At 63.9% G+C, this 23,532-nt stretch carries 26 protein-coding genes; 22 read left to right on the top strand and 4 right to left on the bottom strand.

Going from position 1 to position 23,532, the window contains the following annotated elements; all coding sequences use genetic code 11:
- The first annotated feature begins 17 nt into the window (after nucleotides 1-17).
- From JF515_RS10610 to JF515_RS10585, 6 genes are read left to right on the top strand one after another with little or no spacing between them, the layout of a single operon-like run.
- The gene (locus tag JF515_RS10610; RefSeq protein ID WP_203103976.1) at nucleotides 18-2,813 is read left to right on the top strand and encodes a monovalent cation/H+ antiporter subunit A; all 2,796 of its coding nucleotides are present in this window, start codon (nucleotides 18-20) and stop codon (nucleotides 2,811-2,813) included.
- Nucleotides 2,813-3,148 (top strand): Na+/H+ antiporter subunit C, encoded by a 336-nt coding sequence (locus JF515_RS10605; RefSeq protein WP_203103974.1) that lies wholly within the window; start codon nucleotides 2,813-2,815, stop codon nucleotides 3,146-3,148. The genes JF515_RS10610 and JF515_RS10605 overlap by 1 nt, the downstream gene beginning before the upstream one ends.
- A complete protein-coding gene (locus JF515_RS10600; RefSeq protein ID WP_203103972.1) occupies nucleotides 3,148-4,629 on the top strand; it encodes a monovalent cation/H+ antiporter subunit D in 1,482 nt (493 codons plus the stop codon). The genes JF515_RS10605 and JF515_RS10600 overlap by 1 nt, the downstream gene beginning before the upstream one ends.
- Entirely contained in the window at nucleotides 4,629-5,114 is a 486-nt protein-coding gene (locus JF515_RS10595; protein ID WP_203103970.1) for a Na+/H+ antiporter subunit E, read from the top strand. Before JF515_RS10600 ends, JF515_RS10595 begins: the two co-directional genes overlap by 1 nt.
- On the top strand, nucleotides 5,108-5,377 hold the full coding sequence (locus JF515_RS10590; protein ID WP_203103968.1) for a K+/H+ antiporter subunit F: 270 nt from the start codon (nucleotides 5,108-5,110) through the stop codon (nucleotides 5,375-5,377). Before JF515_RS10595 ends, JF515_RS10590 begins: the two co-directional genes overlap by 7 nt.
- Before the next feature lie 18 nt (nucleotides 5,378-5,395).
- Nucleotides 5,396-5,728 carry a Na+/H+ antiporter subunit G gene (locus tag JF515_RS10585; protein ID WP_203103966.1) on the top strand — a complete coding sequence of 111 codons (333 nt, stop codon included), beginning with the start codon at nucleotides 5,396-5,398 and terminating at the stop codon, nucleotides 5,726-5,728.
- Nucleotides 5,729-6,188: 460 nt separating this feature from the next.
- On the opposite strand, the gene yihA is transcribed toward JF515_RS10585, so the two are convergent.
- Nucleotides 6,189-6,821: a ribosome biogenesis GTP-binding protein YihA/YsxC gene (gene yihA / locus JF515_RS10580; protein ID WP_203103964.1), complete on the bottom strand. Its 633-nt coding sequence runs from the start codon at nucleotides 6,819-6,821 to the stop codon at nucleotides 6,189-6,191.
- Between the two features lie 205 nt (nucleotides 6,822-7,026).
- Here yihA and JF515_RS10575 point away from each other — a divergent pair, with 205 nt between their 5' ends.
- The 5 genes from JF515_RS10575 to JF515_RS10555 all read left to right on the top strand — a co-directional run bounded on the left by JF515_RS10575 (nucleotide 7,027) and on the right by JF515_RS10555 (nucleotide 11,418).
- A complete protein-coding gene (locus JF515_RS10575) occupies nucleotides 7,027-7,323 on the top strand; it encodes a c-type cytochrome (protein WP_203103962.1) in 297 nt (98 codons plus the stop codon).
- Between the two features lie 24 nt (nucleotides 7,324-7,347).
- Complete coding sequence (locus tag JF515_RS10570; RefSeq protein WP_203103960.1) at nucleotides 7,348-8,004, top strand: c-type cytochrome; 657 nt, start codon at nucleotides 7,348-7,350, stop codon at nucleotides 8,002-8,004.
- A gap of 172 nt (nucleotides 8,005-8,176) precedes the next feature.
- Nucleotides 8,177-8,821: a thiol:disulfide interchange protein DsbA/DsbL gene (locus JF515_RS10565; RefSeq protein ID WP_203103958.1), complete on the top strand. Its 645-nt coding sequence runs from the start codon at nucleotides 8,177-8,179 to the stop codon at nucleotides 8,819-8,821.
- A 17-nt stretch (nucleotides 8,822-8,838) separates the two neighbouring features.
- Nucleotides 8,839-9,738, top strand: a complete 900-nt coding sequence (locus JF515_RS10560; RefSeq protein WP_203103956.1) for an endonuclease/exonuclease/phosphatase family protein — start codon at nucleotides 8,839-8,841, stop codon at nucleotides 9,736-9,738.
- 117 nt (nucleotides 9,739-9,855) lie between these two features.
- Nucleotides 9,856-11,418 carry a purple acid phosphatase family protein gene (locus JF515_RS10555; protein ID WP_238400958.1) on the top strand — a complete coding sequence of 521 codons (1,563 nt, stop codon included), beginning with the start codon at nucleotides 9,856-9,858 and terminating at the stop codon, nucleotides 11,416-11,418.
- Between the two features lie 5 nt (nucleotides 11,419-11,423).
- On the opposite strand, the gene JF515_RS10550 is transcribed toward JF515_RS10555, so the two are convergent.
- On the bottom strand, nucleotides 11,424-12,599 hold the full coding sequence (locus tag JF515_RS10550; protein ID WP_203103954.1) for a helix-turn-helix transcriptional regulator: 1,176 nt from the start codon (nucleotides 12,597-12,599) through the stop codon (nucleotides 11,424-11,426).
- Nucleotides 12,600-12,791: 192 nt separating this feature from the next.
- On the opposite strand from JF515_RS10550, the gene JF515_RS10545 reads away from it, so the two are divergent.
- A complete protein-coding gene (locus tag JF515_RS10545) occupies nucleotides 12,792-13,562 on the top strand; it encodes an alpha/beta fold hydrolase (protein WP_238400957.1) in 771 nt (256 codons plus the stop codon).
- Here the strand turns inward: JF515_RS10545 and JF515_RS10540 are convergent.
- Nucleotides 13,556-14,908 (bottom strand): deoxyguanosinetriphosphate triphosphohydrolase, encoded by a 1,353-nt coding sequence (locus JF515_RS10540; RefSeq protein WP_203103952.1) that lies wholly within the window; start codon nucleotides 14,906-14,908, stop codon nucleotides 13,556-13,558. The genes JF515_RS10545 and JF515_RS10540 overlap by 7 nt on opposite strands.
- A gap of 139 nt (nucleotides 14,909-15,047) precedes the next feature.
- Here JF515_RS10540 and JF515_RS10535 point away from each other — a divergent pair, with 139 nt between their 5' ends.
- A complete protein-coding gene (locus tag JF515_RS10535) occupies nucleotides 15,048-15,722 on the top strand; it encodes a type 1 glutamine amidotransferase domain-containing protein (protein WP_203103950.1) in 675 nt (224 codons plus the stop codon).
- Nucleotides 15,723-15,731: 9 nt separating this feature from the next.
- Here the strand turns inward: JF515_RS10535 and JF515_RS10530 are convergent, their stop codons facing one another.
- Entirely contained in the window at nucleotides 15,732-16,157 is a 426-nt protein-coding gene (locus JF515_RS10530; protein ID WP_203103949.1) for a DUF3617 domain-containing protein, read from the bottom strand.
- A gap of 200 nt (nucleotides 16,158-16,357) precedes the next feature.
- On the opposite strand from JF515_RS10530, the gene JF515_RS10525 reads away from it, so the two are divergent.
- The 9 genes from JF515_RS10525 to JF515_RS10485 all read left to right on the top strand — a co-directional run bounded on the left by JF515_RS10525 (nucleotide 16,358) and on the right by JF515_RS10485 (nucleotide 23,528).
- On the top strand, nucleotides 16,358-16,696 hold the full coding sequence (locus tag JF515_RS10525; RefSeq protein ID WP_203103947.1) for a hypothetical protein: 339 nt from the start codon (nucleotides 16,358-16,360) through the stop codon (nucleotides 16,694-16,696).
- Between the two features lie 250 nt (nucleotides 16,697-16,946).
- Entirely contained in the window at nucleotides 16,947-17,888 is a 942-nt protein-coding gene (locus JF515_RS10520; protein ID WP_203103945.1) for a hypothetical protein, read from the top strand.
- A 110-nt stretch (nucleotides 17,889-17,998) separates the two neighbouring features.
- Nucleotides 17,999-18,226 carry a Flp family type IVb pilin gene (locus JF515_RS10515; RefSeq protein WP_238400956.1) on the top strand — a complete coding sequence of 76 codons (228 nt, stop codon included), beginning with the start codon at nucleotides 17,999-18,001 and terminating at the stop codon, nucleotides 18,224-18,226.
- Between the two features lie 59 nt (nucleotides 18,227-18,285).
- Nucleotides 18,286-19,680 carry a pilus assembly protein TadG-related protein gene (locus JF515_RS10510; protein WP_203103941.1) on the top strand — a complete coding sequence of 465 codons (1,395 nt, stop codon included), beginning with the start codon at nucleotides 18,286-18,288 and terminating at the stop codon, nucleotides 19,678-19,680.
- Complete coding sequence (locus tag JF515_RS10505) at nucleotides 19,677-20,480, top strand: hypothetical protein (protein WP_203103939.1); 804 nt, start codon at nucleotides 19,677-19,679, stop codon at nucleotides 20,478-20,480. The genes JF515_RS10510 and JF515_RS10505 overlap by 4 nt, the downstream gene beginning before the upstream one ends.
- 2 nt (nucleotides 20,481-20,482) lie before the next feature.
- Entirely contained in the window at nucleotides 20,483-21,148 is a 666-nt protein-coding gene (locus JF515_RS10500) for a hypothetical protein (RefSeq protein ID WP_203103937.1), read from the top strand.
- Nucleotides 21,145-21,318: a hypothetical protein gene (locus JF515_RS10495; protein ID WP_203103935.1), complete on the top strand. Its 174-nt coding sequence runs from the start codon at nucleotides 21,145-21,147 to the stop codon at nucleotides 21,316-21,318. The genes JF515_RS10500 and JF515_RS10495 overlap by 4 nt, the downstream gene beginning before the upstream one ends.
- 16 nt (nucleotides 21,319-21,334) lie before the next feature.
- Nucleotides 21,335-22,228, top strand: a complete 894-nt coding sequence (gene cpaB / locus JF515_RS10490; RefSeq protein WP_203103933.1) for a Flp pilus assembly protein CpaB — start codon at nucleotides 21,335-21,337, stop codon at nucleotides 22,226-22,228.
- Nucleotides 22,218-23,528, top strand: coding sequence for a type II and III secretion system protein family protein (locus JF515_RS10485; RefSeq protein WP_203103931.1), 1,311 nt, complete (start codon nucleotides 22,218-22,220; stop codon nucleotides 23,526-23,528). Before cpaB ends, JF515_RS10485 begins: the two co-directional genes overlap by 11 nt.
- Nucleotides 23,529-23,532 lie beyond the last annotated feature (4 nt).

Raw genomic sequence — 23,532 nt, 5'->3', positions numbered from 1 at the left:
CGGATAACGGATACTCTATGAATCTTGCCATTCTGGTGCTGTTGCCCTTCCTGGGCGCGGTGTTGCCGCCTCTGGCCGAGCGGCTGAGGGCGCCGCGTACCCTGCTGGCTCTGAGCGCGGCCCTGATGCCGGCGCTGGCCCTGGTGCTGCTGATCACGCCCGCCGGCCAGGTGTTCGATGGCCAGACCGTGCGCAACAGCCTGAGCTGGATGCCCAGCCTGGGGCTGGCGCTGGCGTTTCGCCTGGACGGTTTGGCGCTGCTGTTCGCGTTGCTGGTGCTGGGCATCGGCCTGCTGGTGATCCTCTACGCCCGCTATTACCTTTCCGCCAAGGAAAAGGCGGGTCGCTTTTACGCCTTCCTGCTGTTGTTCATGGGCGCCATGCTGGGCGTGGTGACCAGCGACAACCTGCTGCTGCTGGTGTTGTTCTGGGAGTTGACCAGCCTCAGTTCCTTCCTGCTGATCGGCTTCTGGTCGCACCAGAGCGCCGCCCGCAAGGGCGCGCGCATGGCGCTCACCGTTACCGGCATGGGCGGCCTGGCGTTGCTTGCCGGGGTGTTGCTGATCGGCCAGGTGGTGGGCAGCTATTCCCTGGATCAGGCCCTGGCCAGCGGCGATCTGATTCGCGCCAGCGGGCTCTATCCATTGATTCTGGTGCTGGTGTTGCTGGGCATCTTCACCAAGAGCGCTCAGTTCCCATTTCATTTCTGGCTGCCCCACGCCATGGCGGCACCAACGCCTGTGAGTGCTTACTTACATTCCGCCACCATGGTCAAAGCCGGGGTCTTCCTGCTGGCCCGCTTCTACCCGATGCTGGCGGGCACGGATCTTTGGTTCGATCTGGTCACGCTGGCGGGCATGGCCACCTTGCTGTGGGGGGCGGCGGCGGCGCTGTTCCAGCACGATCTGAAGGGGCTGCTGGCGTACTCCACCATCAGTCATCTGGGGCTGATCACCCTGCTGTTCGGCCTCAACACCGAGCTGGCGGCGGTGGCGGCGGTGTTTCACATCATCAACCACGCCACCTTCAAGGCATCCCTGTTCATGGCCGCCGGCATCATCGATCACGAGACCGGCACCCGGGACATGCGGCGTATCAACGGCCTGTGGAAGTACATGCCCTACACCGCGGTGCTGGCCATGGTGGCCTCGGCGGCCATGGCCGGGGTGCCCTTGCTGAACGGCTTCCTGTCCAAGGAGATGTTCTTCGCCGAGACCCTGCAGTCCGGCCGGCTGGGCGCCATGAGCTGGGTGCTGCCCTTGGGCGCCACCCTGGGCGGGGTGTTCTCGGTGGCTTATTCGGCGCGCTTTATCCACGACGTTTTCTTCAATGGCGAGCCGGTCAATCTGCCCAGGTTTCCGCCCCACGAGCCGCCGCGCTACATGAAGGTGCCGGTGGAGATCCTGGTGGCGTTGTGCGTGGCGGTGGGCGTGTTGCCCTCGATCACCGTGGCCGGGCTGCTGGCGGTGGCCGGCCGCGCCACCCTCGGTGGCGAGCTGCCGGACTATCATCTATCGATCTGGCATGGCTTCAATATCCCGCTGCTGATGAGCGTGGTGGCGCTGGTGGGTGGTGTCGCCGTGTACAGCCTGCGCCGCTGGCTGTTCGCCCAGTACGACCGATTGCCGGCGATCAACGCCAATCTGATCTTCGAGGGGCGGGTGCAGGCCCTGGTCCGGGCCGCGACCGCGCTTGGTGGCGCCCTGCGCAACGGCTCGCTGCAAAGCTACGCCGCCTGGCTGCTGGCGCTGGTGGCCCTGGTGTTGTTGGTGCATCTGTCGCCGGCGGTCATCGATGGCACGCGGTCAATGCTGCCACTGGACGGCGTGGCGCTGCTAGCCGGGACCATGCTGGTGGTGGCGGCCGTGATCACGGCGGTGCTGCACCGTCACCGCATGACCGCGATCATGTCGGTGAGCGTGGTGGGCCTGGTGGTGTCGCTCACCTTCGTGCGTCTGTCTGCGCCGGATCTGGCGTTGACGCAGCTGTCCGTGGAAGTGGTCACGGTGTTGCTGTTGATGCTGGCCATGTACTTCCTGCCGGTGCGCACGCATATGGAGTCCGGCGCCTTGCGGGTAACCCGGGACCTGGTGCTGGCGGTGGTGATCGGTGGCGGCGTGGGCCTGATGGCATTCGCCATGATGACCAGTGATCTGCAGAGCATCAGTGGCTATTTCCTGGATAACGCCAAGCCTGGTGGCGGTGGTACCAACGTGGTCAATGTGATTCTGGTGGATTTCCGTGGTTTCGATACCTTTGGCGAGATCACCGTGCTGGGCATCGCCGCCATGGGCATCTACGCCCTGCTGCGCGACCTGGACCTGCTGTCCGCGCCCAGCGATTCGATGGGCCGCCCCTGGGCCCGGGATGCCCATCCCCTGGTACTGGTGACCATCTCCCGGCCGCTGTTGCCGCTGGCGCTGCTGATCTCGGTGTACATCTTCCTGCGCGGACACAACCTGCCCGGCGGTGGTTTTATCGCCGGCCTGATCACTTCGGTGGCGCTGCTGTTGCAGTACGTGGCTTCCGGGGTGGAATGGGTGCACCGGCGCATGCCTGGCGATTATCACCCGGTGGTGGCGGTGGGGCTGCTGCTGGCCGGCATCACCGGGCTGGGCTCCTGGTTCTTCGGCCATCCGTTCCTGACCAGCACCTTCGACCATGTGCACTGGCCCCTGGTCGGTGAATTCGAGCTGGCCAGCGCCATGTTGTTCGATACCGGGGTGTTCCTCACCGTGGTGGGGGCGACACTGTTGATGCTGGCCAACCTGGGCAAGTTGTCCTTGCTGGACGATAAGAAGGGAGGGGCGTGATGGAAGCCATGGTCGCCATCATGATCGCGGTGCTGGTGGGCACCGGAGTCTATCTGGTGCTGCGCGCGCGCACCTTCCCGGTGATTCTGGGTATTACCCTGCTCAGCTACGGGGTCAATCTGTTCGTGTTCGCTTCCGGTCGGCTGGCGCTGGATCAGGCGCCCATCGTCGGCGGTGGGCCCTCCACCGACCCGCTGCCCCAGGCGCTGGTACTCACCGCCATCGTCATCGGTTTCGCCATGACCGCCTTTCTGGTGGTGCTGGCCCTGCGTGGCCAGGGGGAGACCGGCACCGACCATGTGGATGGCGACGCCGATGAGGGAGGGGAGCGCTGATGGAACACTTGATCATCGCGCCGATCCTGATTCCCGCCTTCGCCGGCATGTTGCTGCTGCTGGAGGTGCGTGAGCGCCAGCCGCTGCGCCGTCTCACCGGACTGGTCTCCGCCCTGGCACTGATCCCGGTGGCGGTGTCGCTGTACTTGCGGGCCGCCGGCGGCGATATCCAGGTCTATCAGCTGGGTGACTGGGCGGCGCCGTTCGGCATCGTACTGGTGCTCGACCGGCTCAGCGCCCTGATGGTGCTGCTTACTTCGTTGCTGGCGTTGCCGGCGCTGCTGTACGCGAGCCGAGCGGACGATAAGCGTGGCGCTAACTTCCATGCCCTGTTCCAGCTCCAGCTGATGGGCATTAACGGTGCTTTCCTGACCGGCGACCTGTTCAATCTGTTCGTGTTCTTCGAGGTGTTGTTGATTGCCTCCTACGGGCTGGCTCTGCACGGGCGCGGCCCGGCCCGGGTCAAGGCGGGCATCCATTACGTGGTGCTTAACCTGATCGGTTCGGCGTTGTTTCTGGTGGCGCTTGGGCTGGTGTATGGCACCACCGGCACGCTCAACATGGCGGATTTCGCCGTCAAGCTGGGCCAGCTCGACGGTGGCGCCCTGGAGCTGGCGCGCATCGCGGGCCTGCTTATGTGGGTGGTGTTCGGACTCAAGGCGGCGCTGTTCCCGCTCTATTTCTGGTTGCCGGCCGCCTACGCCAATGCCACCGCCGGGGTGGCGGCCCTGTTCGCGATCATGACCAAGGTGGGGGTTTATGCGATCGCCCGGGTCCAGGGACTGGCGTTCATGGACGGGCCCCTGGCCGGTCTGGGCCGCGATGCGCTCTGGGTGTTGGCGTTGCTGACCCTGCTGCTGGCGGCCATTGGCGTGCTCGGCGCCCGCCGCCTGGGGGAGATGGTGGCGTACCTGGTGGTGATGTCCGTGGGCACGTTGATGGCCGGTCTCAGTTGGGGCTCGCCAGAGGCCATGGGGGCCCTGCTGTATTACCTGATCCATTCTACCCTGGTGTGCGGCGGTTTGTTTCTGCTCGCCGATCTGGTGGCGCGGGGGCGCGGCAAGCTGGGCGATCAGTTGGTGGCCGGGCCGGCGCCGGCGGGCCGGGCCGGGCTGGCGGCGCTGTTCTTCCTGGGCGCTATAGCGGTGATCGGGTTGCCGCCGTTGTCCGGGTTCATGGGCAAGGTGGCGTTGCTGCAGACCGTGCCGTCGCCGTTGTACTGGCTGTTTTTGCTGGGCGGCGGCCTGCTTGGCGTGGTGGGCATGAGCCGCGCCGGTTCCACCCTGTTCTGGCGCGCCACCGGCGATGGTCGGGCGCGGCGCCTGGACCGGCCGCGCCTGGTGGCCACCGTGTTGCTGCTGGGCGCCGCGCCGGTGCTGGCGATCTGGGGTGAGCCGGTGCTGGAGGCCACGGTGGCGGCGGCCGCCCAGTGGGCCCGGCCGGAACTGTATATCGAGGCGGTGCTGGGAGGAGGCGCGTGATGAGTCGTTTACTGCCGTTTCCAATGCTGAGCCTGCTGCTGTGGTTATCCTGGCTGCTGCTCAATGGTTTTTCCTGGGGGCATGGCCTGCTGGGGCTGGTGCTGGCGGTGGTGCTGCCCCTGGGCACCCGGCCCTTCTGGCCCAACGTGCCGCGGCTGCGGGATTTCCTCAAGCTGGTGCGCTTCGTGCTGGTGGTGCACTGGGACATCATCACCGCCAATCTGGTGGTGGCGCGCCTGATTCTGGGGTCGCCGCGCAAGCTGCGACCCGCGTTCGTGGAGATGCCGCTGGAGCTAACCGATGACTTCGCCATCACCCTGCTCACCAGCACCATTTCCCTGACCCCCGGCACCGTCAGCGCGGATGTCAGCGAGGACCGCCGCACCCTGCTTATCCATGCCCTGGATATGGACGACGAGGCGGCATTGGTGGCGCAGATCAAGCAGCGCTACGAGCGGCCCCTGAAGGAGATCTTCGAATGCTAGCCATCGCGTTACCGGTGGGGTTCGGCCTGATCGTACTGGCCCTGCTGCTCAACCTTTACCGGCTTTTGCGCGGCCCCACCCTGCCGGACCGGGCCCTGGCCCTGGACACCATGTACATCAACGCCATCGCGTTGATCGTGCTGTACGGCATCGCCACCGACGGCAAGCTGTACTTCGAGGCGGGCATGCTGATCGCCCTGATCGGCTTCGTGTCCACCGTGGCGGTGGCCAAATACATGACCCGCGGCGATATCATCGAATAGCGGTCGGGAGGAAAAATCATGAACCAAGTGGTTGAGTTTCTGGTCAGTGCCGCCATCCTCGTGGGAGGCGTATTCGCCCTGGTGGGGTCGATCGGCCTGGCTCGCCTGCCGGACTTCTATTTGCGGCTGCATGGGCCGACCAAGGCCACCACCCTGGGCGTGGGCGGGACCATTCTGGCCTCGCTGTTGTTTTTCTCCTGGCGGGAGCAGGCGTTGCAGTTGCAGGAAGTGTTGATTGCCCTGTTCCTGTTCATCACCGCTCCGGTGTCGGCGCACATGCTGGCCAAGGCCGCCATGCACCGCGAGCTGAAACGCCGCGAGGACACCCGCGGGCGCCCCTGGAAACAGTAACCCCGGGGTGGCCAGGGCGCCTGAACAGAGAAGGTTTCGGAGACGAAAAGTGAAATTTGTAAAAGGTGAAAGCACCGGGAAACTTTTTCGAAAGGCGGCCGGTCCTAACTAATGGCTACGGACCGGTACCCCCGATCCCCCAGTACCCTCGCCGGTTCGTAGCTTCTGGACACCCCGGTCTCTCCCCCAGGAGGCCGGGGCGGCAAGCCTCCCTGGCAGCGCAGTCGTTCCCTTCCCCCCACTTGCTGCCAGGGATTTTTTTTGCCTGCTGAAAAGCAGGTGCCGGCTCCGGGCCGGACTTTTCCCCTATCCATCCTATCTATAGCAAACCCCGTGCCGTACCGGCCGATACAGAAAAACCGGATACAAATCATGAGGTTACGATATCGGAACCGGAATGGACCCGTGTTGACGGGAATCAATATAGTGCCGAAAAGCGTCGAAAGTGTGACAGAGAGGGTCAGTTGCCCTCGGCCGGTGGCGGCACCCGCAGCCAGTCGCCGAGACGGTCCCAGGCTTCGTCGCAACCGGTGCCCGCGGTGGCGGAGAACAACTGGGCGCTGAGCGGCGCCGGGTGGTCCTTGAGGGTCTTGCGCACCTGCAGGAGGGTGGATTTGGCGGCGCCGAATTTGAGCTTGTCGGCCTTGGTGATGAGAAGGTGCAGCGGCATGCCGGCCTTGGCGGACCAGTCCAGAATGAGCCGGTCGAAGTCCTTGAGCGGGTGGCGGATGTCCATCAGCAGCACCAGGCCCGCCAGGCAGGCCCGACGGGCCAGATAGTCATCCAGGTGATGCTGCCATTGCTGGCGGGTCTGTTTGTCCACCTTGGCATAGCCGTAGCCGGGCAGATCCACCAGCCGGCGCTCTTCATCCAGCTCGAAGAAGTTCAGAAGCTGGGTGCGACCGGGTGTCTTGGAGGTGCGCGCCAGGCTGCGTTGACCGGTGAGACGGTTGATGGCGCTGGATTTGCCGGCGTTGGAGCGGCCCGCGAACGCCACCTCGTAGCCCTCGTCCGGTGGGCATTGCTCCACGGTCTGGGCGCTCTTGAGGAAACGGGCCTGGTGCAGCAGGCGCTGGGTCGGGTGTTGGGGCATGGGCCGGGTCTCACACTGGGCGGATTGGAAAAACCGCACCGTTAATAAGGCATATGACGGGAGCGGACCTCTGGTATATAATGCGCGCCGTCGCGCGTTCGCCGCGTGGCCGACGTTCTACAGGTCTTTGTCTTTAAAGGCAAATACCGGATAAAGACCACAATAAAGCCAGCAGCATGTCGCCAGCTCCACGGGGAGATACCGCATGAAAGGTTTGATCGCAGGGCTCGCCCTGACTCTGGCCTTGGGCCTGACCACCGGTGCCCAGGCCGATGCCGTTAAGGAACGCTACGATCAAAGTTGCACCTACTGCCATTCCAGCGGCGCCGCGGGCGCACCCAAGACCGGTGACCAGGCCGCCTGGAAACCGCGCCTCGAGAAAGGCATGGACACGCTGCTCAAGCACGTCAAAGAGGGTTACAACGCGATGCCGCCGGGGGGCATGTGCGGAGACTGCTCCGACGAGGAATACCGCGCCCTGATCGAACACATGTCGAAGTAAGTCGCTGTTTTTGAAGGAAAGGCCATGAAGTGTATCAAGCTGATCGTGCTGCTGGCGGCCGTGGTTGCCGCCCCTTTCGCACTGGCTGAGGGGAACCCGGAAGCCGGCAAGGAAAAATCCCAGCCGTGCGCCGCCTGCCACGGCCCGGACGGCAATTCACCGTCCGGCATGTACCCGAGCCTGGCGGGCCAGGGGCAGAAGTACCTGCTGGAACAGCTCAAGGCGTTCAAATCCGGCGCCCGGGAAAACGCCATCATGGCGGGCCAGGTGGCCAACCTGAGCGAGCAGGACATGCAGGATCTGGCGGCGTACTTCGCCGAGCAGGCGATCACCACCGGTCAGGCCAGCCCGGACTGGGTCGAGCAGGGCGAGCGGCTCTATCGTGGCGGTGACGTGCAGGCCGGTATTCCCGCCTGCTCCGGTTGCCACGGCCCGGCGGGTCAGGGCATCGACGCCGCCGGTTTCCCGGCGTTGGCGGGCCAGCACGCCGACTACGTGGAATCGCAGCTCAAGGCGTTCCGCGCCGCCGGCAGCGAGGCCATCGGTGACATGGCCAAGCGCGCCAACGATCCGCAGGCGATGATGCGCACCGTCGCCGCCAAGATGAGCGATGCTCAGATCAAGGCGGTGGCGAGCTTCGTTTCCGGGCTCTCCGCGGACGAAGGTGGCGCCGGGGAATAAGCCCCGACCCGCCGGCAACAACAAAAAAGGCAGCCAGGGGCTGCCTTTTTTGTTGCCTGTCTTTATGCAAGAGGGCGAAGTTGTGGTCATAATGAAGATCTTTCCGATCGTCGGGAGCATTTTCGCCCCGGGACGGTCACAGAGTGGACTAGCCTACAACAAGGAGAATTTCATGTTGCGTAAGCTCATGACGGCAGCGGCTTTGCTGGTGGGTCTGGGCCTGGCCGGCGGGGTCGGGGCGGCGGAATCCGGCGGCCATGCCCGCTATGCGGAAGGGACGCATTACAAGGTGCTCGAAGCGCCGGGTAGCGTGGAAAACCCGGACAAGGTGGAAGTGCGCGAGTTCTTCTCCTACATCTGCCCGCATTGCTACAGCCTGGAACCGCTGGTTCACGAGTGGCTCGAAAACAAGCCGGATAACGTGGACTATGTGCGCACCCCGGTGACCTTCCTGCGCAATGCCGAGCCGTTGGCGCGGGCCTACTACGTGGCCGATATCCTGGATATCGTCGACAAGGTGCATCAGCCCGTTTTCGACGCTATCCACAAGCACCGGGAACCGTTGTTCACGCCCACCGCGCTGGCTGATTTCTTCGCCAAGTACGGGGTCGACAAGGATGAGTTCAACCAGCTTTACGGCTCCTTCGGGGTGTCCACCAAATTGCGTCAGGCGGATGCCCTGGCCCGGGACTATCAGATTCGTGGCGTGCCCTCCTTCGTGGTCAACGGCAAGTACCTGATCCTGCGCGACGGGCTCAAGAGCAACGCGGAAATGTTCGACGTGATCGACTACCTGGTCGAGCAAGAGAGCAAGTAACCGGAGTCCGAGCGTCCATGCTGCTGGACCGCGCCCGTATCGCCTATCAATCCTGGAAAGCCCGCCCGGCGGGCTTCTCCCTGGCCCGGGAAGGGCACCGGCGCACCCGGCGGGTGCGCGAGGTGACCCTGCCCGAGGACAGCCTCAAGCTGCTTAGTTTCAACATCCAGGCGGGCATCGGCACGAGCCGCTTCCGGGAGTACCTCACCGGTAGCTGGAAGCATCTGGTGGCGCACCCGCGCAGCGTCGAGACCATCGAGCAGATCGCCGAGGTGGTGCGCCACTTCGACGTGGTGGGCCTGCAGGAGGTGGATGGCGGCAGCCTGCGCTCGCGCAACGTCAACCAGCTGGTGCACCTGGCCTCAATGGCGGACTTTCCGTTCTGGCACCAGCAGCTTAACCGTAACCTGGGCCGGCTCGGGCAATTCAGCAATGGTTTCCTGAGCCGCCTCACGCCGTTCGCGGTGGAGGACCACACCTTGCCCGGCCTGCCCGGTCGCGGCGCCATCCTGATCAAGTTCGGCCATCCGATACAGCCACTGGTGGTGGCGGTGGTACATCTGGCCCTGGGCGAGAAGATGCGCAACACCCAGCTTGGTTATGTGGGCCGGTTGCTGCGCCCCTACCGCTACACGGTGGTGATGGGGGATTTCAATTGCCGGCTTGAGCACCTCGCCCATTCGCCCCTGGCGGAACTGGACCTGGTGCCGGTTGAAGGCGAACTGTTCACCTTCCCGAGCTGGGCGCCGGACCGGCACATCGACCATATCCTGCGTTCGCCGGAGCTGGAGGTGCGCCACACCCGCGTGCTCACCGACTGCCGGCTCTCCGATCATCTGCCCCTGGCCACGGAAATCCGCATCCCCGACGCGGTGCGCGCGGCCACCCTGGAACACCGCCTGCCCCTGATCGACTGAGCCCGTTTACAAGGCCTCACTGAACGCTACCAAAAGCCCACCGTCGCGGCGGGGTATTGTCAGCCAACCGACATATGCAGCGGCCATGCTCCCGGCATTTCGCCAAGGAGCACAACGATGCAGCGTGATGACGAACGTTTCCCGACCGGTCTCGACCACCGGCGCCGGTGGTTGCTGAAGGGCATGGCCGGTTCCGCGGTGGTGTTGGCGGGTTGCGGCGGCGGTGGTGGCGATGGCGACCAAAGCGCGTCGTCTCCCGGGGCGCCCGCGCCGAACCAGCCGGATGCGCCGGACCCGACCACCCCGGGCACGCCGGGCCCGACGCCGGAACCGGCCACCCATCCGCCCCGGGGGCTGCATGTCAGTGTGCAGGACAACAGCAACCGCACCCGCACCCTGACCTGGTTCACCGATGGCGCCGAGGCGCCCCGCCAGCGGCTCGAATACGATCAGCCCGATGGGTCCTGGGATGAGGCGCGTATTCAGAGCCGATCGTTGCTGAAGTGGGTATACGCTTTTTCCGAGCAGACCTTCGGCGTGGACGCTCGTACCCATCGGGCCATGGCGCCGGCCCTGGACCCGGACAAACCGTTCCGCTATCGGGTCGGCTCGCCGGAGGGCGGCTGGTCCCGGGTTTACTGGCTCGATGCCATTCCCAGGGACAACTGGGCCTTCATCCACTATGGCGATGTGGGGGTCAACGAGCGGGCCCGCCGCGTGATCGACGAGAGCCAGCGCCATCAACGGGATCTGCTGGTGCTGGCCGGTGACCTGTCCTACGCCAATGGCGATCAGCCGGTGTGGGACCAGTGGTTCGACATGGCGGAACCCTTGCTCGCCAGCACCCTGACCATGGCGGCGGCGGGCAACCACGAGGGCAAGGACGGCCAAGGGCTGACCGCCGGCAAGGCGTTCAAGAGCCGGCTCACCCATCCGGACCCGCTGCTGGACAATCTCAACCCCAATCCAGGAAGCACCTACTACGCCTTCGACATTAATCGCGTCCATTTCTTCGTCAGCAGCGCCGGCGCGCTGATCGAGGATTTTTCCCTGGCCGAGGAACTGGTCAATCTGGAAATCGATCTGGCCAAGGCCGCCGCGCGCCGCGCCCGGGGCGAAATCGATTTTATCGTGCTGGTTCAGCATTATCCGATCTGGACCGATCAGGATGGCCGCAGCCCGGCCAACTTCGCCCTGGTCACCCTGCAGGAGAATATCCTGCTGCGTTATGGCGTGGACCTGCTGCTGGTCGGCCACGACCACGTCTATCAGCGTTCCAGGCGCATGGCCTACGGCGTCGAGTCGTCGCTGGGATATGTGCAGGTGCTGTGCGGTACCGGCGGTGCCTCGGTGCGTTTGTTCGACGAGGCTCCCCAGGGATGGTCGGCGAAACAGTTCGTGGGCATCGGCCTGGTGCGTTACCAGGTGGAGCCGGGCCGTATCACCGGGGAGTTCTGGGGCGCGGCGCCGGAAGGGCTGGAGGACGACAAGCGCCAGATCGTCACCGCGCCCTTCCGGTTGGAGGACCGGTTCGTGGTCGAGAAACGGGACCATCTGGCCTGCCTGGAATGCGTGCAGCCGGCGCGCCCGGCGTCATGGCTGTTGCGTGACTATCCCAAAGTCGTGGCGCACACCCGGGAGCGTAACCGCCGCCATCTGATGGAGGAGCACGGCGGCTGACGGAGTCAGGCCAGGCTGATCGGTGGGGGCTCCGCCGGTCTCAGGGCGGGAGATTTCAGGATGCGGGCGGCCAGTTCATTCTGGCGCGAGGTGCCGGTTTTACGGAACACCGACTTGAGCTGGCCGCGCACCGTCTCGATGGCGACGCCCTGGTCGCCGGCCAGGGAGGCGAGGTCGCGGCCCTCCGCCACGCCCCGGGCGACCCGGGCTTCCGCCGGGGTGAGGTCGAACAGAATGGCGACCTGCTGTTCATCCACCCGCGCTTCCTGCTCCGGAAGATGGAAATAGACCAGCGCCCGCCCGCTGCCGGGCAGCAGGGCGCGGCTCACTTCCGGAGCCAGCGGGCTGACCACGCACACCAGCGGCCGCTGACCGGGGCGGGGCACGGCCAGCGCGCCGCCGGCGTGGTTCCAGCCACGGCCGGCACCGGCCAGCACGCCGTCGAGGAGCTGCTGAAAGCGGCCTCGCAGGGCCGGCTGGCGCGGAGTCAGGCGGCCATGGTGATGCACCAGCTCCGGTTCGTTGGCGATCAGCGCCTCCGCCCGCTCACACAGATACTCCACCCGTCCGGCGGCGCCCACGATGGCGTAGGGTCGGTGGCCGGCCAACGAGCCCGCCTCGCCACGCCAGCGCAGACGTTCGCCATGGCGGGTCAGCTCGATGGCGCGGCGAACATGGGGTACCAGGTGGTTGAACCAGTCCGTGTCGGACTGATCATAGGGGCCCTGGCCGCCGGTGCGCTGGACCAGGAGTTGGATGGTGTGCTCCCCGGCCTGGTGGACGGTGCCGCAGACGCCGTGATGGATGTCCAGTTGCCGGGCCCAGTCGTTGTAGAACTCGGTATGGTAGAAGCGTTTCTGGCGGCAGGAGAAATCCAGGTAGGTGGAGTACAAACGTCCGGCGGGTTTGTCGCGGAGTTCCGGCCGCCAGGGGCAGGCATTGACGAAATAGTCCACGTAGTCGCGGTGGGCACCGTCGTCGATGTTCACCTTGGCGCTGGAGGTGACCTGCTCGGCGGCCCGATCAAGCACCAGCATGCGCGCTGAGCGGGAGCGGCTGACCCGCACCAGTTGCTCCAGGAAGGCGGGCCAGCATTGCTGGTCCACCGGCGTGGCGTAGAGCGTGTCCAGAAGCTGTTCGTAGGCCGCTCCGCGATATGGAAGGAGTCTTGACGCTTCCATGTAAATCCCCGATGTATCCTTGTTCCCCGATGTCGACTATGTCACAAATTAATCGTTGCCACGAGAACCAGGTAACAAAACGCTACGCTCCCGGGGGCGTTCATCAGGGCAGCCGTGCGCGGCACCATGTTGAACGGGGAGCTCAACCATGGCTTGCCAGGCCTTTGCCTGAACCGTTTTGGGGAACACCGAATGATTGAAACCACTGTCACCCTTTCCGATGGCCGGGCGCTTCGTGCGTCGGAAACCGGCGCCGGCGCCGACCTGGTGGTGCTGCTACACGGCTGGACCTGCCGGCGGGGCCATTGGGACGCCTTCCTGGAGGGGCCGGGGCGTGATTACCACTGCCTGGCGCCGGATCTGCCCGGCCATGGTGATTCGGCGACCACGGACGGCGTGTTCAGCGTTGCCGGGCTGGCCGCCGACGTGGCCGATCTGGTGGCCTCCAGGCGACCGGCGCGGGTGGTGCTGGTGGGGCATTCCATGGGCGGCGCGGTGGCCATGGAGGCGGCCGCCCGCCTGCCCGATGTGGCCGCCGTGGTGTTGGTGGATACCTTCGTCATTCCCTACGGCGACCTGGCCGAAGCGGATGCTTCCGCCATCGAACGGGGCTTTCGGGAGGATTTCGAATCGGCGCTGGATCGGTTGGTCGACACCAATGCCGCCAGCGGTATGCGTCGGGGCGCCAAGGACGAGCTCGCCAACGGTATGAAGGAAACGAACCCGGCCCGCATGTTGCCGTTGTGGTCGGACTTGCTGCGCTGGGACCCGGAGCCCGCCTTCCAGGCGCTACGGGCGCCGCTGCTGGCGATCAACGGCGACCTGATCCCGGACGCCTCCCGGCGGCGTTGCGCCGGGCGCGTGGATGAGCAGCGGCTGCCCGGCGCCGGTCACTTTCCGCAACTGGAAATGCCGGAGGTCTTCAACCGGGCCCTGGAGGATATTCTGCGGCGGGTTCAGTAACGCGTCTCGGCCATGCCCGAGAATTGCTTGGCGAGATAGGTGGCATAGTTGTCGGTCATGCCGGACAGGAAATCCAGCGCCCGCATGATGCACTGGTAGATTCGTTCCTGCTCGCCCAGCGCCGTCAGGCCGTCGGGGAAGCTGTGACGACCGATCAGGTCGATGATGCGCTCGTGTCGGTAATTGCGGGCGGTGCCCCGGGCATGGGACAGGGCCGCCTCGATCAGGCCGTCGAGCAGCGCGCCCATCACCTCGAAGGCGCCGATCTCCAGTTCGATTTTGCGTGGGTGTTCGAACACCTTGCCGCGGGCCAGTTGCTTGGCGTTTTCCACCACGTCGTGGACCGCCGGTTCGCAATGATGCAGCAGGTCCCCGTCCATGGTGCCGTCCAGAAGCGCCTGGTGGTTGGCGACGAAGGCTTCCACGCCAGCCTCGATGAACCGCTCGATGATCTTGCCGCGCAGCAGCGCCGCCTTGCGGCCGTCGCGCATTTCCGAGCGCACCAGATGGCGTACCTCGGCGTTGTCCGGCAATGCCGGCGAGAGCAGGGCGTACACTTCGTCCCAGTGCAGCAGGTCCATCTCCAGACCGTCTTCCAGATCGATGATGGCGTAGCAGAAGTCATCCGCCGCTTCCATCAGGTAGGCCAGCGGGTGCCGGCAGTGGCGGCCCGGCGCCAGCTCGCGTAGCCCGGTGGCCTGGCATACTTCCGCGAAGGGCGCCGCTTCCGCCAGGAAAGCGCTGTATTTGCCGGGCTTGGCACCGTCCTCGCCGGCCCGGGATGACAGCCAGGGGTATTTCAGGAAGGTGGCCAGGGTGGCGTAGGTGAGCCGCATGCCGTCGTCGTACTGGTGGTACTCACTTTTGGTGAGGATGCGAAAGCCCTGGGCATTGCCCTCGAAATAGATCAGATCGCACTGCTGGGCCGGCGTCAGCAACTCCAGATAGCGCTGGCCGCGTTCCTGGAACCAGGCGCGGATGGCGCGCTCTCCGGTGTGACCGAACGGCGGGTTACCGATGTCATGGGCCAGGCAGGCGGACTGCACGATGTCGCCCAGGTCGGTGGCGTTGACACTCTCCGGCAGGTGGCCCAGGCGCGCCAGCCGCTCGCCCACGCGAATACCCAGGGTGCGGCCCACGCACGAAACCTCCAGGGAATGGGTCAGCCGATTGTGGACATGGTCGTTGGTGGCCAGGGGATGGACCTGGGTTTTGCGCGCCAGGCGCCGGAACGCGCCGGAGAAGATGATCTTGTCATGGTCGCGCAGAAAGGCGGTGCGACCGGTCTCGTCCTTGGCATCGCGCTGGCCCAGCCGCGCCTTGTTCAGCAGTTGTTCCCAGTTCATGGTCACCGTGTGTTGAAAAGAGGGCTTAAGCCCCCAGGGCTGCGTGTATTGATCCCATCTTGATGCCGAACCCGTCGGCGTCAAGCGAAATCTCAAACCCCCAAGGGGGAATCCAACCCGGGAGAGTGAAGGAGTCACTATGAACTTGGACAAACCTCTTTTGATGCTGGTGACCAGTGCGTCCCAGATGGGCCAGGGCCAGCAAACCGGCCTGTGGCTGGAAGAGTTCGCGGTGCCCTACAAGGTATTCAAGGACAACAACATTCCGGTGCGGGTGGCGAGCCCGTCCGGCGGCAAGGTGCCCATCGACCCGCGTTCGGTGCCCGACGACGACCAGAAGGAAGCGTGGCGGGAAGCCATCGCCGAGCTGGAAAACACCCGCCCCCTGGAGGAGATCTGGGAAGACGGCTTCGTGGCCGTGTTCGTGCCCGGTGGCCATGGCGCGATGTTCGACATGCCCGACAACCCGTTGGTGGCCGGCGTGTTGGAGCGCACCTGGGCCCAGGGTGGCGTGGTCAGTGCCGTCTGCCACGGCCCCGCGGCGCTGGTGGGTGCCCGGGACGAAAACGGCGTGCCGCTGGTGAAGGGCCGCGAGGTGGCCTGCTTCACCAACGAGGAAGAACGTGAGGTGGGGCTCGACGAAGTGATGCCCTTCCTGCTGGAGACGCGGCTGGCCGAGTTGGGCGCGGAGTTGCGCAACAAGGGCAAGTTCGAGCCCCAGGCGGTTACCGATGGTCGCCTGGTCACCGGCCAGAACCCGCCTTCCAGTCAGGTCACCGCCGAGGCGGTGGTCGAGGTGCTGTACTCCGAATGAGCGCGATGCTCAGGAATCGCAGGGGCCGGTCCAGCGGGCCTCTGCCTTTATCGTCATCCCGCCCTGCGGCGTGCCGGTGGTGATTTCCGTGGTGTAATGCTCGTCATCCTTCACGGTCATGGTGCCGCTGGAATCCAGCGTGCGTTCCCCGGCCTGGCACTGGGTGCTCCATTCCAGGGTATCGCCGTCCCACTCGGTCTCCGGGCTTTTGCAGCCGTTACGCAACCAGTTCTGGCGCAGGGTCTTCTCGATGTCCTCCGCTTCCTTGGCGGTAACGCAGCGTGTGCGCGTCTTTTCCTGGTCCATGCCCGGGGGGACCTGGTCGCCGACCGCCCGTTGCTTGACTTCCCACTTGCCCGGCTTGAGATCGGCGGCCAGGGCCGGCCCGCTCAGCACGGCCAGGGCGAAGGCGAGGGTGATGCTGGTTTTTTTCATGGTCCATCCTTAATCAATGAAAAAACGGCGCCCAGTGTAACCGGGCGGTGCTCGGTGGAACCATGCCATCTCCTTTACAAAGCGGCGTTGTGCGCAACCGGTCACGTTTCCCGCCGGTAGGAGCGAGCAGGCCGGACGTCTCCGAAACACGGTGGTAAGGTTTGCGCCTTCTTCCCGTTACCGACGTCAAGGAGAAACCCGTGAGAAGAAAAGCCGTTGTGGCCGCCGCCCTGCTCACCCTGGCCGGCCCGGTGGCCGCCGTGGATGACGATACCTGTGTTCGTATCGCCAAGGCGGTGTCCGATGTGGAGCTGGCCATGGTCGGCATGGGCGAGCTGGGTAGCGCGCGCCAGGAGCTGGTCTCGCTGCGCGATGCGACACCGTCCATGCGTGATGAGCTGGACGCCATGGTGCGGGTGGCGGAGAAGGCGGAGAACAGCAAGCCCAGCGAACCGTCCCATCCGATCAACACCGGTGAATACGATAAGGCCGACGCCGAATACCAGAAAAAATACCGAGAAGAGTGCGGCGAACTTTAAGTATTAATTGCCAGGGGCGCGGCATCGAGCGCTGCGTTCCCTGGTGTTCGACACTTCAAAAAACCCTATAAAAACAAGCTGTTTACCATCTTTTCCGTTCGTTCAATTCCTCACCGTCAACGCCAACTGGTTCCGGTTTTGGGGCCAACCTCTGTGACCTGGTTAATAAAAAAAGGGACGGTCATCTTCGGTTAATGGAAACCGCGACGCCGGTTCTCTATGTTCGCGGGCTCATGACGAGGGGCTTGCGATGAATCGGGTACTGGTTCTGTTTCTAACCACCTTGGCGGTGTCCGCCTGCGACGGCGGCAACACCTCGCCGTCCGATGACGGTGGCGAGCGGAGCGATCGCCTGTCCGGTACCTATCGCGCGGCGCAGCGTTGCACTGGCCTGGGCCCCGCCGGGGTGGATTTCACCGCCCGCGCGCAGGGCAGCAATTATTACCTGCTGGTTCGCGGTGAAGGGGAACAGCCCGTTTATGCCGCCGTGGATCGTCTTGAGGTACCGCCTTCCTGGAACAGTGATCAAAGCGACGTTGAAACCAGCGCCGAGGGTCTGCCGCTGCACGAATGGCACGCCCGCCTCACCAAGGAAGCGGGATGGCTGAAGGACGGCGAGGGGCGTGCCCAGCTGCCCGACGACGCGCGCCTTGCCTATGACGCGGATAACGACCGGTTTTTCTTCGTGCCGCCGACCTGCGAGGGAGGCGCCGATTCCGCCGACCATATTTTCCAGCACCAGGACCAGCGGCTGGTTCTGCATGAGCTGAACGTGGCTCTGGCCGGCGAGCGTGACCGGATGTATCGCGACGCGGGCCAGCGCTATATCGAAAAACGCCGTGATTACCAGGGTGGCTCCGGTGCCGGGGGCGTGACCACCGGGCATGAGGATCGCAATCAGCATCTGCTCAACGTGGCCGCTTTGATGAAGGCGGACGCGGAACAAGAAGTGCCGGGGCTTGCCCGGCTGGTGGCGGAGCATCAGCCGGCGGATGCCGCGGCGGCGCGACGCTACCACGAAGAACTGCCGGCGTATCTGCGTGCCGCGGCCCGAGCCCACGCACGCTGGTACATCGACGCGGCGGAGATTCGCCTGGACTGGTTCCATGGAACCTATCCGGACGGCGAAGCCGCGATCAAGGAAGGGATGGCGGAATTGGAAAACGCCTACCTTCAATTGGCAGAGCAGTAGGCGCGGGCGCGCTTTGATCACTGTATTCACCGCCGCTTGCCGGTGACTTTTAAATGACCCAATCAAGAGAGGGGAGTATGAAACTTCGCAATCGTCAGCTAGGACAAGGCATGACCGAGTACATCATCATCGTGGCACTGATCGCCGTCGCGGCAATCGGCGTGTACCGCCTCTTTGGTGACACCCTGCGGAACCAGACCGCCGGCCTCGCCAAGGAAATGTCCGGTCAGGAAAGCGATCAGGAAATCAGCAAAGCCCAGACTTCGGCGAACGATGCCTCCACGCAGGCTGCTTCCGCCAAGGATCTGAGCAACTACGGCGAAGGGAACCAGAAGTAAGAGAACAACGGGTGTGCCCGCGCTAGCGGGCACACCGTTTCTTTTCTCCGGGGGAAATCATGAAGCGCCGCTATCAGACCGGGCAGATGACCGTCTATGTCCTGGTGATGTTGTTTGCCGTGGCCGCCGCGGTCTACTTCGTCTATGACGCCTACAACATCAGCAATGAAAAGACCCGTCTGCAATCCACGGCGGACGCCGCGGCCTACAGCGTGGCGGCGGTGGAAGCGCGCAATCTCAATGTCCAGGCTTACGCCAACCGCGCCATGATCGCCAACCATGTGGCGGTGGCTCAGGCGGTGACGCTGGTGAGCTGGACGCGCTGGTTGCACAACACCACACGCAACATTTCCCTGGTCACCAAATGGATTCCCTACCTGGGGCAGGCGATGGCCGCCCTGGAAAAAATTCTGGACCGCAGCGCCGAGGTGATCGAACGGATCATGCGCGTGGCGGTGAACGGTCTGGATAAAGTAATCGGTCTGATATCAGGCATTCAGGATTTCTCCCACATTCAGACGCTGGCGTTGGCACAGCAGGTGTTCGAAGAGGTGGTCGAGGAGAATGATCCTCAGGTCGATACCGCCTACACACTGACTTCGCTGGCGTCCTTCGCGAACGCGCACAACGCCATGGTGGGCCGTTTTAACCCGGATCGCGCCCACGACTATCGCGGGCGGCGCGGCAATGAAGATGACCGCGCGCGCAGCGACGAATTCCGCAACGTGCTTTTGAAGAGCCGTGACAACTTCACCACCGAGCGCAACCAGGACCTGGATGTGGTCAACTTCTTCGGCCTGTTCGGTGTCGAGATTCGCAAACGTGGCGGCACCGAGCTGGCGCGAACCAGCGACCGCAAGGGTGACTACTACACCTGGTCGGCGGTGGACACCTTGTCCATCCACACCTGGGCGCTGACCCCCTGGGGCAAGGAACACGAGGAAATTCCGGTGGGCTGGGCTTCGTCACAAAGCGCGCAGAGCAATACCGGGCGCCAGTACAATCTCAGTGGTATTCACGGCGGACAGGGATACTGGCGCGACAACAGCCGCGCCTCGCGTCTGGCAAATTGGGAATACCGGCGCTCCAACGTACAGTACAACTACCGGGGCATGCGCCGCTTCAGCGCGCTCAAGAAGGACGGCCTGCTCAATGAAGGCCCGGGCATCATCATCACCCTGACCAAACCCTCCGGTTCCAAGGGCGTGGAAACCGCCTCGGACATCACCGGTTCCGAGGAGCGAATGAAGTTCGGCGGTCAGGAGCATTTTCTCAATGGTCGGATGGCGTCGATTTCCAAGGCTCGGGTTGAGTTCCATTACCCCAACGATCTGTTCCCCCGGCTGGATGGCCGGCGTGAATACGGCAGCCTTTATAACCCGTTCTGGCAGCCCTCCCTGGCGGCGCTGACCCGCGCCGAAAAACTGGTGGCAATGGGAGAGCTGGGCCTGTGAGACACGCACAGCGAGGGCAGTCCGTGGCCGGTTTTCTGGTCGCCGCGACCTTCATTCTGCTGCCGGCCTTTATCGCCCTGACCCTGCTCGCCAAGACCGGTGATATGAAATTCCGGGCCCAGGAGGCGTCGCGCTACGCGGCCTGGGAAAAAACGGTCTGGAAGTCCGAGGGGCACGCCAAGGGCGATACCGAGATCGGCTGGGAAGTGCGCAACCGCGTGTTTGCCCGGGCCGAAGCGGCCCTCGATTCGGAAAAGGACAAGCTCAGCGAGGACAACCAGAGCCTGGACACCATGGCGTATACGACCTATGGCGATGAGCGCGGCCGTCGACCGATGCTCGCCAATCTCTCCGACGGCAACTCCGGCGTGCAGGTCAATACCACGGCGCTGGCGCCGGGTGGCACCCTGGCGACACTCAACGAAAAAGCCGCCGACATTCTCAAGCTGGAAAGCAAGGGTTATCGCCAGGCATCGGTGCAGATATCCCTGATACGGCCCAATCAGGATTACCTGCCCATCGAGCCACTCACCATGGATACCCGTTATGTGCTGCTTGATGACGCCTGGAACGCCGGTTCGCCGCAGCGCGCGCGGGAGTCGATACGCCGCCTGGTGCCGACCACGCTGCTCGACAGTGATGTGATTCGAACCATCCAGAGCATTGTCGGGTTCGTGTTCGATGATCTGAGCCCGGAAAACTTCCAGCTCGGCAAGGTGGATGTGGAAGTGGCGCCCTGTCAGCGTCTGGCGCGCTACGAGAAAGGCAAGACCGACGCGCCGAAAGCCTGTCTGGAGTAACCATGAAACGGATTCTGATCGCCCTCGCTCTGTTACTGAGCGGCGTGTGCGCCGCCGATGACTGGCCGGATGTGCCGGTTCCCGGCGGTGTGAAAAAGGAATGGGTCGCCGACCGCATGGTCTTCAACGGCGTCGCGATGCGTATCTTCACCTACAACTACGACGCCGGCGTGGACGCGCTGCGCGATTTCTACATCAACGCCTGGGACCGTGACGGCCAGGACCACAAACAGAGTCGTCAGGGCAAGTGGTGGGTGCTCAGCAGCCTGCGGGGCGACTACTACACCACGGTACAGATCACCGACCTGGGCGGGCACGCCTACGCCCAGGTGGGAGTAAGCCGCATCAGCGACCTGCAAACCTCGGCGCCCCCGGGCGAAGGTTTCCCGGTGCTGCCGCGCAGCCAGATCATCAGCGACATCACCGCGGAGGACGCCGGCCGGCCGTCGCGCACCGTGATTGTCAGCAATCAGCACTCGGTGGGCAGTAATTACAACTACTACCTGAACCGTTATCGCAGCAAGAACTGGACCGTGGTGCGCAAGAACCTGGATCAGGCGCGCCGTGGCGCCAGTATCCATCTGGCCAAGGATGACCGTGAAATGAGCATTGTCATAAAGAGGGAAGAAGGCAGCGTCAACATCCTGTCGGTGGAGGTTCGCCCATGAAGAAACAGCAGCGAGGCCAGGCCTATGTGGAATACCTGGTGGGCGCGGTCCTGGTCATCGGGGCCCTGTTCGCGCCGGTGTTCGGCGGTGATAGCGCCATCGGTCTGTTGATGAAGGCGTTCCAGGCCAATCAAGAATCGTACATCTGGGCCATGTCGGTCCCTGGCTAACGGGTTTCATAAAGCAATGAAGAAATACACCGCAATCATCATGCTGGTGATCGCCGTCGGTCTGGCCGTTCTCGCCGGCTGGCTCGGTCTGACCTATCTGGAGAACCGCGAAGCCTCGATTCGCAGCGAACTGGCGCGACAGAAAGAGCCGGTTCAGGTGGTGGTCGCCGCCCGCGACCTCTATCCCGGTGATCCGATCGATGGCAGCACCATGGCGATCCGTGAAATCCCCAGGGAATTCGTGCCCTCCGGTGCCATTAATGTTGGCCAGTATGACGGCGTGTCCGGGCTGCGCCTGAAAATGCCCATGAAGGAAGGAACCGCGCTGATCTCGGCATTCATCGCTGGCATGCAGGGCGTCGGTTCGTTCTCCGAATTGCTGCGCCCCGGCGAGCGGGCCATCACCGTCGATGCCAGCCCGCTCGATTCCGCGGAAGGTCTGCTGCAGGCCGGCGATCACATCGATTTGATCAGCGTCAGCGATCAAAACGATTCCTTCTACATGGAAAAGCTGCTCGACAACGTGACGGTACTGGCCACCGGGCCACGCACCATGGCCGACATGGGGTTCGGTGCCGACGGTCAGGCGTACTCCTCGATCACGGTGGGCGTGCCGGTTCAGGACGTGGCCAAAATGCTGCGTGCGCGTGCCGCTGGGGAACTGGGCTTCCTGTTGCGCCATCCGGACGATGAACGAGCCGCCAACTACGGGCAGGCGCAAAGCCGCAATGGCATCGAGGTGCTGGCCGGTGGGGAAGCCGATCAGGGGCAGCTCAATTCGGGCGTCTATCGCGCGGGCGACAGTGAACGTAACTATTGGAGCAGGCAAACCGCCGGGGACGGCCGCGTTTATCAAATGGCGGCCGACGCATGGGATACGGAGGCAGTGAGTGAAAGTAATGAGAAGTAGCATTGTCGTGGCGCTGCTGGCCGCCAGTCTGTGGTCGTCGCTGGCGTCCGCCGGCACCCGCTATCTGGATCTGTACGCCGGCGAGGCGCGCTCGTTCGCTCTGGGCACCATTACCCGGGTCGCGGTGGGCAGCCCCAGTGTGCTCAATTATAAAGTGCTCGACGACGGCTCCCTGTTGTTGATTGGCGTCGACGAAGGGGTATCCAACGTGTCCGTTTGGAAGCGCGGTGGTCGCAAGGAGACCCTTGAAGTAACCGTCTCTCAATTGCCGGTGGATCGTCAGCTCAGTGTTTCCAAGAAACTGGCGGGGCTGTTCAACGGCCTCCAGGTTGAACAGGTCGGCAAGTACGTGGTGTTCAAGGGCCGCGTCGAGGAGCGTTTCCTGGAGATCATCAAGGATCTCAGTGAGCAGATGCCCAACGCCATCAATATGGTGCGTGGCGATGGTTTCGAGGTCTCCGAGATGGTTCGCATGGATGTGAAGATCGTCGAGATCGGGCGTCAGGATCTGCAGCGTCTTGGTATTCGTTGGGACGATCAGATTGGCGGCCCCGCTTACGGCATCCATTCCGCGGCGACCACCAACCCTATTTTTGGTGTCTACAGTGCCGCCGAGAATGGCCTGCCGGGGGAGATCGCCGAGGCTCTGGAAAACGCCAACTTCAATTTCGACAGCTACGATACCTTCCAGTATTTCGGTATCACCTCGGGGATCAGCTCCACCATTGATGCCCTTGCCGAGGTCGGCGACGCGCGCATCCTGTCGGCGCCGCGCCTGGTGGCGCGCAGCGGCGACGAAGCGGAGTTCCGTTCCGGCGGCGACTACCCGATCCCGGTGATCAACCAGGACGGCTTCATTGACGTTAACTTCCGTGAATACGGGATCATCCTCAATATCCTGCCGGTGGTGTCCGGTGATGACATCAAGGCCACCGTGGAAGCGGAGGTCAGCAACATCGACCTTTCCACCCAGGTGAACGGCGTGCCCGGGGTATTGGTTCGGCGCGCGCTGACCACCATCAACGTCAAGGATCAGGACACCATCGTTATCTCCGGTCTGGTGGCCGGCAACCTCTCCAAGCAAACCCAGAAAGTGCCCTTCCTCGGCGACATACCGATTCTTGGCAAGCTGTTCAGCACCACCGAGGACCGCATCGACGAAAGCGAAGTGCTGATCATGGTTACTCCGCGCATCGTCGACGCCAACGAGGAAACCAACCGGCAACTGGTTGAGCGGGTGCGAGGGGAAGTGGAGTCGATCCGCAAGGATATGGAAATCGACGCTTTGTTGATGGAGTAACGGA

This window comes from Alloalcanivorax marinus (assembly GCF_016785095.1).
GTDB classification, from domain to species: domain Bacteria; phylum Pseudomonadota; class Gammaproteobacteria; order Pseudomonadales; family Alcanivoracaceae; genus Alloalcanivorax; species Alloalcanivorax marinus_A.
This window is presented reverse-complemented; position numbering and strand designations above follow the sequence as displayed.

What these genes read in the sequence shown, in the direction of transcription:
- JF515_RS10600 (WP_203103972.1), top strand. Translation starts at nt 3,148, where the DNA reads ATGGAACACTTGATCATCGCGCCGATCCTGATTCCCGCCTTCGCCGGC.
- JF515_RS10545 (WP_238400957.1), top strand. Translation starts at nt 12,792, where the DNA reads ATGATTGAAACCACTGTCACCCTTTCCGATGGCCGGGCGCTTCGTGCG.
- JF515_RS10590 (WP_203103968.1), top strand. Translation starts at nt 5,108, where the DNA reads ATGCTAGCCATCGCGTTACCGGTGGGGTTCGGCCTGATCGTACTGGCC.
- JF515_RS10570 (WP_203103960.1), top strand. Translation starts at nt 7,348, where the DNA reads ATGAAGTGTATCAAGCTGATCGTGCTGCTGGCGGCCGTGGTTGCCGCC.
- JF515_RS10510 (WP_203103941.1), top strand. Translation starts at nt 18,286, where the DNA reads ATGAAGCGCCGCTATCAGACCGGGCAGATGACCGTCTATGTCCTGGTG.
- JF515_RS10550 (WP_203103954.1), bottom strand. Translation starts at nt 12,599, where the DNA reads ATGGAAGCGTCAAGACTCCTTCCATATCGCGGAGCGGCCTACGAACAG.
- JF515_RS10540 (WP_203103952.1), bottom strand. Translation starts at nt 14,908, where the DNA reads ATGAACTGGGAACAACTGCTGAACAAGGCGCGGCTGGGCCAGCGCGAT.
- JF515_RS10555 (WP_238400958.1), top strand. Translation starts at nt 9,856, where the DNA reads ATGCAGCGTGATGACGAACGTTTCCCGACCGGTCTCGACCACCGGCGC.
- JF515_RS10595 (WP_203103970.1), top strand. Translation starts at nt 4,629, where the DNA reads ATGAGTCGTTTACTGCCGTTTCCAATGCTGAGCCTGCTGCTGTGGTTA.
- JF515_RS10585 (WP_203103966.1), top strand. Translation starts at nt 5,396, where the DNA reads ATGAACCAAGTGGTTGAGTTTCTGGTCAGTGCCGCCATCCTCGTGGGA.
- JF515_RS10535 (WP_203103950.1), top strand. Translation starts at nt 15,048, where the DNA reads ATGAACTTGGACAAACCTCTTTTGATGCTGGTGACCAGTGCGTCCCAG.
- JF515_RS10500 (WP_203103937.1), top strand. Translation starts at nt 20,483, where the DNA reads ATGAAACGGATTCTGATCGCCCTCGCTCTGTTACTGAGCGGCGTGTGC.
- JF515_RS10515 (WP_238400956.1), top strand. Translation starts at nt 17,999, where the DNA reads ATGACCGAGTACATCATCATCGTGGCACTGATCGCCGTCGCGGCAATC.
- JF515_RS10605 (WP_203103974.1), top strand. Translation starts at nt 2,813, where the DNA reads ATGGAAGCCATGGTCGCCATCATGATCGCGGTGCTGGTGGGCACCGGA.
- yihA (WP_203103964.1), bottom strand. Translation starts at nt 6,821, where the DNA reads ATGCCCCAACACCCGACCCAGCGCCTGCTGCACCAGGCCCGTTTCCTC.
- JF515_RS10565 (WP_203103958.1), top strand. Translation starts at nt 8,177, where the DNA reads ATGTTGCGTAAGCTCATGACGGCAGCGGCTTTGCTGGTGGGTCTGGGC.
- JF515_RS10520 (WP_203103945.1), top strand. Translation starts at nt 16,947, where the DNA reads ATGAATCGGGTACTGGTTCTGTTTCTAACCACCTTGGCGGTGTCCGCC.
- JF515_RS10575 (WP_203103962.1), top strand. Translation starts at nt 7,027, where the DNA reads ATGAAAGGTTTGATCGCAGGGCTCGCCCTGACTCTGGCCTTGGGCCTG.
- JF515_RS10530 (WP_203103949.1), bottom strand. Translation starts at nt 16,157, where the DNA reads ATGAAAAAAACCAGCATCACCCTCGCCTTCGCCCTGGCCGTGCTGAGC.
- JF515_RS10485 (WP_203103931.1), top strand. Translation starts at nt 22,218, where the DNA reads ATGAGAAGTAGCATTGTCGTGGCGCTGCTGGCCGCCAGTCTGTGGTCG.
- cpaB (WP_203103933.1), top strand. Translation starts at nt 21,335, where the DNA reads ATGAAGAAATACACCGCAATCATCATGCTGGTGATCGCCGTCGGTCTG.
- JF515_RS10560 (WP_203103956.1), top strand. Translation starts at nt 8,839, where the DNA reads ATGCTGCTGGACCGCGCCCGTATCGCCTATCAATCCTGGAAAGCCCGC.
- JF515_RS10610 (WP_203103976.1), top strand. Translation starts at nt 18, where the DNA reads ATGAATCTTGCCATTCTGGTGCTGTTGCCCTTCCTGGGCGCGGTGTTG.
- JF515_RS10495 (WP_203103935.1), top strand. Translation starts at nt 21,145, where the DNA reads ATGAAGAAACAGCAGCGAGGCCAGGCCTATGTGGAATACCTGGTGGGC.